This window comes from Nostoc sp. (assembly GCF_036917755.1).
GTDB lineage: Bacteria > Cyanobacteriota > Cyanobacteriia > Cyanobacteriales > Nostocaceae > Nostoc.
This window is the reverse complement of sequence record NZ_JBALFC010000127.1, coordinates 1-12,185: the sequence shown is the minus strand read 5'-3', so window position 1 is coordinate 12,185 and position 12,185 is coordinate 1. Positions and strand designations below refer to the sequence as shown.

At 40.9% G+C, this 12,185-nt stretch carries 15 protein-coding genes; 6 read left to right on the top strand and 9 right to left on the bottom strand.

Translation table 11 applies throughout. The features are described 5' to 3' along the window. From V7L05_RS27870 to V7L05_RS27860, 3 genes are all read right to left on the bottom strand, one after another. Nucleotides 1-228: hypothetical protein (locus V7L05_RS27870; RefSeq protein ID WP_335168993.1), on the bottom strand; the 228-nt coding region annotated here is incomplete at its 3' end. 535 nt (nt 229-763) lie between these two features. Further along, on the bottom strand, nt 764-1,783 hold the full coding sequence (locus V7L05_RS27865) for an aldo/keto reductase (RefSeq protein ID WP_335168991.1): 1,020 nt from the start codon (nt 1,781-1,783) through the stop codon (nt 764-766). A 78-nt stretch (nt 1,784-1,861) separates the two neighbouring features. Further along, on the bottom strand, nt 1,862-2,227 hold the full coding sequence (locus V7L05_RS27860) for an isochorismatase family cysteine hydrolase (protein ID WP_335168990.1): 366 nt from the start codon (nt 2,225-2,227) through the stop codon (nt 1,862-1,864). A 278-nt stretch (nt 2,228-2,505) separates the two neighbouring features. Between V7L05_RS27860 and V7L05_RS27850 the strand changes: the two genes are divergently transcribed. After that, nucleotides 2,506-2,838: a hypothetical protein gene (locus V7L05_RS27850; protein ID WP_335168989.1), complete on the top strand. Its 333-nt coding sequence runs from the start codon at nt 2,506-2,508 to the stop codon at nt 2,836-2,838. Between the two features lie 38 nt (nt 2,839-2,876). Here the strand turns inward: V7L05_RS27850 and V7L05_RS27845 are convergent, their stop codons facing one another. From V7L05_RS27845 to V7L05_RS27835, 3 genes are all read right to left on the bottom strand, one after another. Next, nucleotides 2,877-3,224 (bottom strand): hypothetical protein, encoded by a 348-nt coding sequence (locus V7L05_RS27845; protein ID WP_335168987.1) that lies wholly within the window; start codon nt 3,222-3,224, stop codon nt 2,877-2,879. Nucleotides 3,225-3,865: 641 nt separating this feature from the next. Continuing rightward, on the bottom strand, nt 3,866-4,651 hold the full coding sequence (locus V7L05_RS27840) for a DUF3598 family protein (RefSeq protein WP_335168985.1): 786 nt from the start codon (nt 4,649-4,651) through the stop codon (nt 3,866-3,868). A 67-nt stretch (nt 4,652-4,718) separates the two neighbouring features. Further along, a complete protein-coding gene (locus V7L05_RS27835) occupies nt 4,719-6,272 on the bottom strand; it encodes a hypothetical protein (protein ID WP_335168984.1) in 1,554 nt (517 codons plus the stop codon). A 240-nt stretch (nt 6,273-6,512) separates the two neighbouring features. Here V7L05_RS27835 and V7L05_RS27830 point away from each other — a divergent pair, with 240 nt between their 5' ends. Continuing rightward, entirely contained in the window at nt 6,513-6,707 is a 195-nt protein-coding gene (locus V7L05_RS27830) for a hypothetical protein (RefSeq protein ID WP_335168982.1), read from the top strand. A 199-nt stretch (nt 6,708-6,906) separates the two neighbouring features. Here the strand turns inward: V7L05_RS27830 and V7L05_RS27825 are convergent, their stop codons facing one another. Continuing rightward, complete coding sequence (locus V7L05_RS27825) at nt 6,907-7,095, bottom strand: hypothetical protein (protein WP_335168981.1); 189 nt, start codon at nt 7,093-7,095, stop codon at nt 6,907-6,909. Between the two features lie 138 nt (nt 7,096-7,233). Here V7L05_RS27825 and V7L05_RS27820 point away from each other — a divergent pair, with 138 nt between their 5' ends. After that, nucleotides 7,234-8,721: an IS1380 family transposase gene (locus V7L05_RS27820; protein ID WP_335168979.1), complete on the top strand. Its 1,488-nt coding sequence runs from the start codon at nt 7,234-7,236 to the stop codon at nt 8,719-8,721. Between the two features lie 467 nt (nt 8,722-9,188). Continuing rightward, nucleotides 9,189-9,773: a hypothetical protein gene (locus V7L05_RS27815; protein WP_335168977.1), complete on the top strand. Its 585-nt coding sequence runs from the start codon at nt 9,189-9,191 to the stop codon at nt 9,771-9,773. Nucleotides 9,774-9,862: 89 nt separating this feature from the next. On the opposite strand, the gene V7L05_RS27810 is transcribed toward V7L05_RS27815, so the two are convergent. Together V7L05_RS27810 and V7L05_RS27805 are read right to left on the bottom strand one after the other, a co-directional pair. Beyond that, nucleotides 9,863-10,066 carry a hypothetical protein gene (locus V7L05_RS27810; protein WP_335168976.1) on the bottom strand — a complete coding sequence of 68 codons (204 nt, stop codon included), beginning with the start codon at nt 10,064-10,066 and terminating at the stop codon, nt 9,863-9,865. Continuing rightward, nucleotides 10,063-10,728 carry an ImmA/IrrE family metallo-endopeptidase gene (locus V7L05_RS27805; RefSeq protein ID WP_335168974.1) on the bottom strand — a complete coding sequence of 222 codons (666 nt, stop codon included), beginning with the start codon at nt 10,726-10,728 and terminating at the stop codon, nt 10,063-10,065. Before V7L05_RS27805 ends, V7L05_RS27810 begins: the two co-directional genes overlap by 4 nt. Nucleotides 10,729-10,745: 17 nt before the next feature. Between V7L05_RS27805 and V7L05_RS27800 the strand changes: the two genes are divergently transcribed. Both V7L05_RS27800 and V7L05_RS27795 read left to right on the top strand, forming a co-directional pair. Beyond that, nucleotides 10,746-11,441, top strand: a complete 696-nt coding sequence (locus V7L05_RS27800; RefSeq protein ID WP_335168972.1) for a multiubiquitin domain-containing protein — start codon at nt 10,746-10,748, stop codon at nt 11,439-11,441. Continuing rightward, the gene (locus V7L05_RS27795; RefSeq protein WP_335168970.1) at nt 11,441-12,130 is read left to right on the top strand and encodes a ThiF family adenylyltransferase; all 690 of its coding nucleotides are present in this window, start codon (nt 11,441-11,443) and stop codon (nt 12,128-12,130) included. The genes V7L05_RS27800 and V7L05_RS27795 overlap by 1 nt, the downstream gene beginning before the upstream one ends. The last annotated feature ends 55 nt before the right edge of the window (nt 12,131-12,185 follow it).

Genomic DNA, 12,185 nt, shown 5'->3' with positions numbered 1-12,185 from the left:
CAATTCAGCAGTATTTGCTTCAGATGTCAGTTTTTCAGCAAGTGTTGCTAATTGCTGCCAAACCAACGTTGGGAGGATTAAAGCAAAGGGAGCCAGGGTACTAACATCACCGATTTGGGCATCCCACTTAAAGCATTTAAGTGCCAAGTGTCTGCGAATCTGAGTAAATGTTTTTTTATCTAGTTGAGGTGAACATTGCCATTGTTCAAAGTAGCAATTGAGATCCAATTTAGTGCCAACCGTAGGTTATAACTCGTAATTATGTTGCGCTGCTTGTACAGCACCATTAATGTAAGATGCCATATACCTCCCTTTTATTGGGAGCTTTTGAGTAAATGACCAACCATAATATAGTAATCCTATTTGATTTTTGAAAAAACTCCGTACATCTCAATAGTGGGAAAATCGCAAGCAATTGGATGCCATAGACAAAGCACTTGATGAGATAGAAAACGCGCTCATCCGAGTTATGCCAGAAGAAAATGAGAAGGCATAATTATTTGAGACGATCAACACTACCATAGCCACGCCTGAAATAATTCTTGTTTTGCTCCTGATAACGCTAATGGGGTCTTTACGCAAAAAACGAATAATCTTGAAGTTGGCATTATAAAGGTTAGAAGTCAGCACAAGCCAGCGTATTGCAGACGGCATCCGCTTCTCTATTGTCTACCTCTGATTTTCCTCGATTGGGCTAGGACTTACAGATAGGGAGCGATCGCACCAAGCTCACTGCCTTCATGCGATCGCAACTGAGATATTTTTATTGTGGAATGCGTTCAGCTCCGAACTTGCGCTGATGCCAGTAAGGATAGGTTAGCGCGATCGCGCTAACCTGATTGAGCCGATTTACTTCCTCTAATGTTAGCTCCCACTGAGCAGCCCCAAGGTTGTCTCGAAGTTGTTGTTCATTCCGCGCTCCGATAATAACGGATGTAATACCAGACTGACGTAACAGCCAGTTGAGCGCAACTTGAGCAACACTGACACCACGGTTATTAGCCACTTCATGCAGAACTTCCACAATGTCGTATCCCTTTTCCACGTCACTGACAGTGCCAATATCACCGATTTTTGCTCGTCGCGTCCCTTCCGGTTGGGGCTGACCACGACGATACTTACCTGAGAGGAAACCAAAAGCAAGCGGACTCCACACTAAGATACCCACACCTTGATCTAAACCTAGAGGAATTAGTTCAAATTCCAACTCTCGCGCCACAAGTGAGTAATAAACCTGTTGTGACACATAGCGCTCCAAGTTCAAACGCTCTGATACAGACAGCGCCTTCATTAAATGCCAAGCTGAATAATTAGAGCAGCCAATGTAGCGAACTTTGCCACTACGTATAAGTGAATCTAAGGCGCGAAGTGTTTCTTCTAGTGGAGTTAGAGCATCGAAACCATGAACTTGATAGAGGTCGATGTAATCTGTGTTTAATCGACGTAGGCTGTCCTCACAGGCTCGAATCAGATGATAACGTGACAATCCAGTATCATTTGCTCCTTTTCCCATACGACCATAAGCCTTAGTTGCAATAATTACATCAGAACGACGCTTTCCGAGAGCTTTACCAAGAATCTCCTCAGAAAGTCCATTCGAGTAAACATCTGCTGTGTCAAAGATGTTGACACCTGCATCAAGGCAAATATCAATCAGATGTTGCGCCTCATCTACCTGAGTCGCCCCAATTTCTTGGAAGAAGTCGCTACCACCGAATGTCATTGTACCGAAACTGAGAACCGAAATCTTAAGACCGGACTTTCCTAAAAATCGCGTTTCCATCGCTGTTACTCCTTGAAGCCGTGCCTATTTGAAGTCAAGTGAACATTTTCTCACAATGGATAGTTTCTGTGGAACAGCTTATGATATCTTCTCAAGAATCTGATTACTCATCTGAATTTGGTTTTTTCCGATATTACGTTTGAGTAAGAAAATACCTGCATCATGCGCTTGTTGACCACCAGCACTAAAGCAAGCATCCTCGATAATTACTGGTTCAATACCGCGCTCAAAAGAGTCAATTGCTGTCTTGAAAATACAGCTATCAGTTTCAACTCCACAAAGATATATTTTGCTGATTTGATTAATCAAAATAAAACTCGAAAAATTTTCCGTAAATGCAGAGTAATAAGGTTTATCAAAAATATTATGTATATATGGCTGAAGTTCATCAATAATGCTCGTTTCTGGTTCATGTATCAAGCTTGACCAATGAATTAGCTTCACAGAATTACTGTCAGCAGTATTGATAAATAATGACTATTCCAGCGACCAAAGTGCCTGCGTTTTCTGCTGGAAAACAGTTTAAAGAAAAAGTAGCGCCATAGATGAATTGCTTTACCACTAGCAATCCAATCACTGCAAAGCTGTAGTGTTCGCTGTTCTCAAGACAGGATATGGCAATGTTAGGGGAAATGTGAGTGTTGAATTGCAGATATTACACAAGCGCGATCGCTGCATTTATTTTGGGCATTCTGAAAAGATAGCGTTTACTGAAGAAAATCATGTTTAAAGGATTCGGTGGCCCAAAGAAAAAATCAGTACTTGAGGACAATGAACTGACCACAGGGATTGTTCAGCATCCAGTTACGGGACTTTGGCAGACATGGATATCATTTACAGGTAATGATATTCAATGTATTACCGCCCATGCCAATCGAGATGATGCTGATCGGGTAGCGAAACAGATGGCTTCGGCTTGGAGTGAGGGGAAATACAAAACCCAGGAAGAGGTAACAGCTTTTATCCAATCACTGCCTACTGATGCAGTCATAGACCCATTACCCCAAAATATTGTGATGCAATTAAGTCAGCAGGCATTAAGCGCAAGGAAGTAATTAGAGCGATTGCTACGCCAACGTCTGCGATGAACGCTCTAAACAGTATCATCCATCCAGCCGCACTTACAATCCCAATGCACCCTTGAAGTGTCGCCCTGGTCAAATTCACTACTACACTGTGGACATCTACCAGTAAACATCGGATGCCAATCAAGTAACTCCAGTTTTTGCTGTTGTGTCCACCTCTGTTGTGGTTGCACAATTGACTCGCCGTTGTAATAAGTGGCTCCTTCTGGTTCCCATAGTTCTACTGGTTCGGCGTTGGGGTCTTCTCGAAAGTCCAAGCAGTTGCCGCCGTCTACCCCATCAAGATGGACAGCACAGACGAGGTAAGGGTTATGGGCATACAAGAGACAGCGATCGCACTCTGGAAGTTTCGGCATAGTATCAGTTTACTGTCTGTTCCAAGCGATCGCTTGTTGGTTCAACTGTATAGCAGGGCGGCCGCATCATGTCAATAAGCAAAGTTAATTCTCAATAGACTAAAAAATAATGTCATTAACCCTTGCTTGTTGCGAAAAAATTAGGCGATCGCTTTGGGCTTAAAAAATAATCAAACGCGAAATCCTGATTTTTTGGTTGCTTCTTAACCTTCGTTGCGATCAAGAGTAATTTAGATGCGTTTGCCCTGGTGTATACAGTTTCCCCAGAGTTCGAGAGAAAAGAAGTCTAATGAGACACTTTATTTTGGTATTCTGTGCTTTTGGGTAAGGGATTTGGCACAGTGTGAGTTGCTTAATATTACTTAAAACTAACGCTTGCATTGTGGCAATATTTTGGCTCATTTATTCCTTGCTAATAAACTAATATTAGTAATCATTGTGATTATGGCTCAATTTACTACAGTTTAAGCCGAAACCTAAAGTAGATGCGAAGCTGCCTTCATGAGAAAGGGATTAATAATCCTGTATAATACGATTCAAAAGGAGGTATTCCGCAGAGGTTTAATTCCCTATTTACCACCGATAAACGATTCCTTATAAAAGTGCCTAAAGTCATAGTAGAACACTTTTCAAACAAGCTCTTAAACATTGGATATCAGGAATGTTTCTAGCGTCAGTGAGGAAAAGACTCCCAATTCATCATAATTAGTAATTAGTTGAGACATTTCGTAATTATTAATCAACCAATTGGCGATTAGAGAAAAAGGAGTGCCTATACTGATTGAACTAGGACAATTAATAGAAACACCGTCAGGTAAATAGTAATATTTATGCCCTGACCTATGCCAATTAAATTGGGTGACTATTGGTTCGGAAATCTTCAGATTGCGAGTAATAGTCATAGATATCCCTTGCCAATTATCACTAAAATTCCGTTCTGGTAATTGATTTAATTCAGTTGACCAGTATTTACTAGGGAATCCATTACAATCTTCACGAATATTTGCGGTATGAAATAAATTTCCGCTCTCGTCGTAAACAATACCTACACTATGCCGTAAATCTTCATATCGAAAGAATAATTCTATACCAAAATAGGAGTTGGGTTTTAACTTCACTGTTGCCCAAGTAGCATGACCCTCAGCAAAAAAATATCCTCGCATCGTCTCGCGTGATGGGTGAAATAGTCCATTATCTAAGCTATTTGACAGAAAATTAAATTCCCAACTCTCTTGCTTAGTTTCGCCATTTTCATAAATATAAGTATTGGTATGGATGATTTTAGTTTTTTCTGGATTGCTTTTGAAACTTCTCAGACTTTGAAATGATTCTTTGACATCACCAACTGGTGTATATCGCGTCCAAATTCCATGCCAATTGAGCAAATGGTTAATACAATAATTCCAATTTCGTTCTTTTGCATCCATAATATTTGTGTCCAAAGTATATTTAAAATCTCTTTGTTAAAATACTGAATTCCGAAACTTTTCCTGCTTACTTATTTATAAGCCTTAAGAGATTTGTTAGTGTCGTTCCTGAGTAGTATTGAATATCGGGAGAATGAGTAACTTTATTTACAACGAAACCAATTTTCATTCCAGATGTATAGGTAACTCCAGAACGGGTAGTTTGTTCAATGCGAATTTCATACTTAACAGGTTGCCCTGGTTGAAGCCAAGAATCAAAGCGATCGCCCAAATTGATCTGGTAAGCATCCGCCCAGTGAGGATAGGGTCGATGTGGAACAAGTGGGTAAGACATCTCGCTGACTTTGGAGTTGTTCTGGAAGAAAATAATTGTCAATTTAACCGTTTTTAACTCGCCCAGAAGCTTACCTTCATCTAAAAGAGTAAAATTGCGGGGATCGGCGAAGCGATCAAATCCTTTAAATTTAAAACGTCCTAAACGTTTAGGGTGAATACCTCCAGTAATCGCAATTTCGGTTTGGTTTTGCGAATTATTGAGAATATAATCCAATGTGCCTGGAATATAAAATTGTAATTTCCCCGATTCAGTAATTTCAGTTTTTAGCAGAGGATCTCCTAAATCCTGTGGGCGTTTAACAGTTTGCCAAGACACTTTAAAAGAACCTTGGACGGTTTCTAATAAACGATAACTATCTCGGACATCCGAACCAATACCAAGTAAACTCCGTAGTCCCGTTTTTTTCGACAAATTTTTCTTGATCAGCCTAATGCTTCGATCAACTAACAGGCTAACGCGATTGCTATAACTAATTTGTTCTTGAGGAATTTCTGTACCCTTGACTAACAATACTTGACCGTAACTACCAGGTTTCCCATCTCTACCGTTGCGTCCCGGTTGACCAACAAGGCCATTCTCACAAGTAAAATCTCTCTGCTGTGATAGACCAATATATTTCCAACCATAACGGTAGTTTGGATCTAAAATTGCTAGCTGAGGTCGATTTTGTTGTTCGTCATAGAACGCATCACCCGTACAGCGAAATAATTCTCTTTTAATTTCTTTCCATTCGGCATTAGCTACATTGATTTGTTGCACCATCAATGCCCAAGTGCAATAGTTTACACTCCAGCGCGGTTGAGTACAGTTACATCCACTACCTGCTTGTCCTCCCTTTCCTCCAACACCTGCCCTCCCGCCTCGATTACGTAACACCACATTCTTGAGTTGAGATAATGACTCAAAGTAAACAGTAGTATTACCGCCATGACCACCATGACCGCCATTTCCGCCATTACCACCATTTCCGCCTTTAGCACCGCATACATTCACTGTTACATCCTGCGGCTGTTGGCATCCAGAAGCTTGTTCACCAGAGGTAGCAGATTCTCCTGCTTCGCCATCAGTACCGAAGATGTCAATCGGTTGTAGTTGTTCGCTAGCGCGAATTATTTGATCTGATGCAGAGTTCCCATCTCGTCCAGACCGACCATCTACACCATTTCTACCAGCTTGGCCAAAAGTTTGTACTTCAGCAGCAACAACATTGACAGCTAGACTGTTAACAATTGTTGCCAGAAGGCATAGTTTGAGAATATAGTGAAGCGGCTGATTAATATTCACACAAGTCAAATAAATTAAATAAAACTGGCTCTCCTAGACTTCGTTTGATAAATTAATACTAAAAAACCCCTAAAATACCTGATATAACTAGGTTTCGCTAAAATAGAATCAAAGATTTAATAAAAATATGCTTTTTGATTCTTGAATCCCCTACCATGTAAGGACTTAACCTGATATCAAGTATTAATTTTCTATAACTAGTCTAGGAGAGCCATAAAACTTTTGATATAGCAATCCTAAATGAGTTCCGAACTGGGGTTTGAGTTGGGTAAAGCCAGTCATCATTGTTTTGTTGGGTACTTTCTTTATATAAGTGGTTTATCGAAGGCAGTGGTTGCTACAAATGAACCACCGACATTTGAACTGCCATTAGAACCAAAAAAGATGCCATTGGGATTTACAAAAAACACATTATGTGCAATTAGTACGATTTAAGTCATCAATATTTCTAATATTGATACCAGTCACACAAGTAAAAATGTTATTAAAGACTAGTCAAGCATCAATCAGGTTACAAAGTTTTTATTATGTAGCAATTAATCTAATCAAATTTCATTCTTAAACTCAAATTTTTTGCAAAAACTTAAAAATTTTACAAACCTTTACAAACATATCTCTCAAACTACGATGAACGCTATTCATCCCACTTCCCCAGCACCCCATCCACACAAGCGATACCCCACTGCGGAAACTTCGCCAGCAACTTCTTAATCACAATTTGCAAAGCCGGATCATCATTCCAGCACTCTTGCAAAAAGTCAAACCCCGGATTCGCCCCCGAATTCGCTACAACTTTGAGTTTCTGCATACGCTCCGGTCGCATATTTGACCTCGCAACAATCGCCTCATGCGACCATTTTTCAGCACTGGAGACAGCCCGGATTTCTCACAAACTCTGAGAAAAATGGTGTAATAAATTGTTAGAATGTATATATGGTAGGTATTTCAGCAGTTATAAAGCATGACCCAACAAGCTTCGCGATCGCTCCCAAAACAGTTCAGATTTGAACAGCCAAAATCACCCCCAGTCGTAGTTAATTTCGACGGTGGACAGGTAACATCTGATGCGGGGTTAAGCTTAATTGCGGAACTAGACCGAAAACTGCAAATAACATCACGATTAGCAGGATGTTTCCAAGATTACCGTCAAGCAAACCGAATGTTGCATCCAATAAAAAGCTTAATTGCACAACGGATATACGGGTTAATCATGGGATATGAAGATTTAAACGACCATGAAGAATTACGTCATGATCCAATGTTTGCTATAGCATTAGGAAAAAGAATTGGTATAGAAAATGAGCCAGTCAAAATAGCCGGGAAAAGTACATTAAATCGTCTCGAACATTGTCCTGAAGATGTAGAACAAGGAGCAGACAGTCGTTATCATAAAATAGGGCATTGTTCATCAGAAATTGAAAGTCTATTTGTGAAGATATTTCTAGAATCTTACTCCAAAGAACCACGAAAAATTATTTTAGACTTGGATGTAACTGATGATTTAGTACATGGTAATCAGGAGCAAGTTTTCTTCAATACTTATTACGCAGGATACTGTTACGCTCCACTTTATATTTTTTGTGGTAAACATTTATTGGCAGCCAAACTACGTCCTTCTAATATAGACCCAGCATTTGGGGCGTTAGAAGAATTGCAGAGAGTTATTAAACAAATACGTCAACAATGGCAGAATGTCGAAATTTTAGTACGAGGAGATAGTGCCTATTCCAGAGACGATATCATGACATGGTGTGAGTCACAGACTGGGGTTGACTACGTTTTTGGATTGGCGCAAAATAGTCGTTTAATTCAGATGACTACCACGACTCAAAATAGAGCCTCGCTTGAGTATGAGCAGAAATTATCAACAGTAGTTTCATTTTTAGAAACTGTATTTAAGGCAGATGAACAACTTCCGTCTCTTGGTTCTGACTTGATTAATAACTCAATTTGGTATAAGTCGTTAGACTATCAAACCCGTGAATCTTGGAGTCGTAGTCGTCGTGTTGTTTGTAAGGTTGAGCATGGAGTAAAGGGGAGTAATATTCGTTTTATTGTCACTTCAATTCCGACGAATAAGATAGCTCTAGGTGAACTTTATACCCAGAAATATTGTCCGAGAGGTGAGATGGAAAATCGCTTTAAGGAACAACAACTGGAACTTTTTAGTGATAGAACCAGTACCCACACATTTGCGGGGAATCAATTACGTTTGTGGTTCTCTTCTATAGCTTACGTTTTGATGAATGCATTGCGGTCACAATGTTTGACAAAGACGGAATTAGAAACCGCTCAAGTCGGAACTATTCGTACCAAATTATTAAAACTGGGAGCGCTGATTACTGTCAGCGCACGGCGAATTTTAATTGCGATTAGTAGCTCAAGTCCTTCCAAACATATTTTTGCTGCTGCTTACAGATGCTTAAAAATGCTCCCGAATACTGCTTAATATAAACTCAAACTGCATTTAATTTCTCATAATTAATAATACTTTGGACTTGGTTTGATCTAAGTCTGGTTTTGAAATGCTTATTTTTCTGAACAGAGCATTTTCTTTTCAGTACAAAGATAAATATAGTGATTATTCTAGCTTCATAAGTACTGGCTTATACTTAATTTTTACACCACATAAATTTGAATTCATGATGTATCAAAAAAATTTCTTATATCAGGTCATGTAAATTGATTTTTTATTGTTTGTGAGAAATCCGGGACAGGCGCGGCGGAACTTTCACCCTTATGAGCCGCTTTCATTTGTCCACCCGTAACTGAATTTTCAACTAACAACGAAGTGGGCTTACCCTGTTCTACCTGCGCCTATGTTTGATTTGCGATCGCTACTTGTCCCCACATCAACGCTTCCCACACTAAATGCTAAATTTTATTTAGCCACCCAGTAGGAGTTTTCTTTTTCTTATGTGGTTCTGGTCTGCCGATTCAGTAGAACAAGAATTATTTGATTTATACGCTCCAGCCCTGCAATCGCTCGGTGTAAATTTCAGTGACGAGCAACTCCAAGACACTCTAGAAGCATCAAGCTTAGGTTTAGAAGATGCTTTCAGGAGCGCAATCGTTTATATACTCTGGCTCGAAGAAAACCTGAAGCCGATCTACCCGACTGCCATACTAATCGAGGCACTGGCAAATCAATGGCGCACCAAGTACTGGAAGCCGGAGTATTTAGAACTTGAACAGTTGCTCTCACCCGGAAAGCGCTGGTGGAGGGCAGCAGTGGATATGTGGGGTTACGACGAGCGTAATCAACTGGTTGCAGATATATTTGACGACCACGGGCAGGAATTTATTAAGTTCCGAAACGGGAAAGAAATTCTAGTTGACACTGCTTATAAGTGGCCACCAACCCCCACTGCGGACACTTCTCCACTAATTTTCTTAATCACAATCCTCAAAGCAGGATCGTCCTCCCAGCACTCCATCAAAAACTTATCCCCAGAATTTTCGCGCAATTGTTCTGCCATTTTCAACTTTTCAATGCACTAGGGTCGAGCCTTAGACCTAGCAGTGATCGTTTCACTCGACCATTTTTCATTTTGATTAACGGGCGCGGCGGAACACTTTCGCTCTTACTCCTAAAACGGAAACCACCGCATCATCTCCCCAATTGCCACCACCTCACCCTCCGGTGTATACACATCTGCCCCCGATATAGCAATGACAATTCTCTCCTGCCTTGCCCACTTAAACCAAGCAACCACGTCCGATTTAGCCTGTTGTGTCTCCGGTTTCCTCCCCTCGTTACAAGCTGCCACAAACACAGCCTCCGGTGATTTCACCCTTTCCAATCATTATCCATTCTGGCTGTCAAATCACACACTGATAGACCTAACAGTTCTGCTGCTTTTGCTTCAGAAATAGCATTTTCTGCTAAAGCCCTAAAACAAAGCCGTTCAAAGCGGTGTGCTTCTTCTTTAGGAACTGGAAATGGTTCATAGGGAGGAGTCCGCCACCCTCTTCGCCCAAATTCCGCAAATAAACTTTGAAAAGTTGAATTATCAATGATTTCTAAATCTTTACATCGGTAAGTTAATGCTTGCATACTAACTCCTAGCAATTGCTTTAACTGAGCAAGCTCTGCAATTGTTAAGCGACTACGACGCTTTCCAATTTCAAGCCATAAAATTGAAGCTGGCATGAGAAATGCACCTGCAACTGGATGAGCAACTTTCTCCACATCAAGGTCAGGGGAAGTAATGAGTAGCATGTGCCCAAGTTCATGCATCAATGTAAAGCGTTGTCGTTCACCATTATCGTCTGCATTAATCACAATTACTGGCACTTGGTTACGGTTACGACGTTTTACCCAGCAGGTTAATCCTGAAACATTGTTGTTTAGGGATAGAGACAAAATTTTAATACCTTGAGATTCAAGAAACTCAGCCAAATTAAGAATCGGGTCAGTCCCTAATTGCCAATGAATACGCAGACGTTCAGCCACAAACTCGGCATCTCTCAGTGAATTTACAGGGAACGGAGCTTCCCGAGGTGGGGCCCCCTACAAGATGCCGTGGTTACAGAATCAGGATTGGTAAGCAATTCTATACTGTAACCCGTTCAACGATGACAGGGCGTGAACTGCTAGAATTAGCAGAGAAAACCCCAGTAGAGCGGTTCCGTATTGACCAGAAGTTTCGTGGTGGGCAAACGAAGCGAGTTGAGCTAGAAGAAACGGTCAACCTTGCTACGCCAGGTGTAGAGCGTTTCCAAACACTACCCCTTGACCAGACCGAAGGGTATACTGCTCGTCGTCAATTTCGCCTTCCTGAAGTGGATGAAGAATATCTTAATGCTTCTGGTTTACTGTGGGAAACAGTTCTTGAGTCTAATAAGCGACGTGTCATTGTCTATAATTTTCCTGTACCTGATGGATATAACGTTAGTACAGTTGACTTAAATCTTCAGATTGATACAGGGTATCCCGATACCCAGCTTGACATGGTGTATTTCCATCCTCCTTTGATCTTAGGTAATGGAAGAGCGATCGCAGCAATCCGCGATGACAGTTTTAGTTTTGATGGCAAAGCTTGGCAACGTTGGTCAAGACACCGTACATCTGCTAATCCCTGGATGGCAGGAGAAGACTATATTGGTACACATTTAGGGTTGGTTGAACACTGGCTGGAATGTGAACAACTTAAGGTGAATAAGTAATGAAATACTCTCTAAGTATGACTGATCAACAGCAGGCAGAAATTAAAGCACACGTTCTGCCTGCTGATGGTAAAGAAGCAGTAGCGATCGCTCTTTGTGGTCGTCGTGCTGGAGCGACAAGCCATCGTCTGCTTGTCAACAAAATTATCCCTGTTCCTTACGAAGCTTGTTCAATTCGAGAAGCTAATCGCGTTTCTTGGTCAACCGATCTATTGATTCCGTTGCTAGGGGAAGCTTCAAGACGAAGAATGGCAATTGTTAAAATTCATGGGCATCCCCAGAATTACCCTTGGCACTCTGAAGTTGATGATGAATCTGACCGTGAACTATTTCCTTCTATCTATGGCTGGATGGAAGATGATAATCCCCATGCCAGTGCAATTATGCTGCCCAATGAGCAGATTATTGGACGCATTGTATCTCCAGAAGGAATGTTTGAATCGCTCAACGTTGTGAAAGTGGTCGGGGAAGATTTGAAATTTTATTATGCTAATACAGATTTGCAAAATGTACCGGAATTTGCTAAACGAACAGCACAAACCTTTGGTGAAGAGACGTTTGCCAAGCTTAAACGTCTAAAAGTTGGTATTGTTGGTTGCTCTGGGACGGGGAGTTGGGTTATCGAGCAACTTGGACGCTATGGTGTAGGTACATTAGACCTCTTGCAAAAGTCACTCAGGAAGATTTGATTTTGGGGAGAAAAAGCTCGTAATTGTAGAGAGCAGCAATCAGATTAAACCGCAA

What these genes read in the sequence shown, in the direction of transcription:
- V7L05_RS27865 (WP_335168991.1), bottom strand. Translation starts at nt 1,783, where the DNA reads ATGGAAACGCGATTTTTAGGAAAGTCCGGTCTTAAGATTTCGGTTCTC.
- V7L05_RS27850 (WP_335168989.1), top strand. Translation starts at nt 2,506, where the DNA reads ATGTTTAAAGGATTCGGTGGCCCAAAGAAAAAATCAGTACTTGAGGAC.
- V7L05_RS27845 (WP_335168987.1), bottom strand. Translation starts at nt 3,224, where the DNA reads ATGCCGAAACTTCCAGAGTGCGATCGCTGTCTCTTGTATGCCCATAAC.
- V7L05_RS27840 (WP_335168985.1), bottom strand. Translation starts at nt 4,651, where the DNA reads ATGGATGCAAAAGAACGAAATTGGAATTATTGTATTAACCATTTGCTC.
- V7L05_RS27830 (WP_335168982.1), top strand. Translation starts at nt 6,513, where the DNA reads ATGAGTTCCGAACTGGGGTTTGAGTTGGGTAAAGCCAGTCATCATTGT.
- V7L05_RS27825 (WP_335168981.1), bottom strand. Translation starts at nt 7,095, where the DNA reads ATGCGACCGGAGCGTATGCAGAAACTCAAAGTTGTAGCGAATTCGGGG.
- V7L05_RS27820 (WP_335168979.1), top strand. Translation starts at nt 7,234, where the DNA reads ATGACCCAACAAGCTTCGCGATCGCTCCCAAAACAGTTCAGATTTGAA.
- V7L05_RS27815 (WP_335168977.1), top strand. Translation starts at nt 9,189, where the DNA reads ATGTGGTTCTGGTCTGCCGATTCAGTAGAACAAGAATTATTTGATTTA.
- V7L05_RS27795 (WP_335168970.1), top strand. Translation starts at nt 11,441, where the DNA reads ATGAAATACTCTCTAAGTATGACTGATCAACAGCAGGCAGAAATTAAA.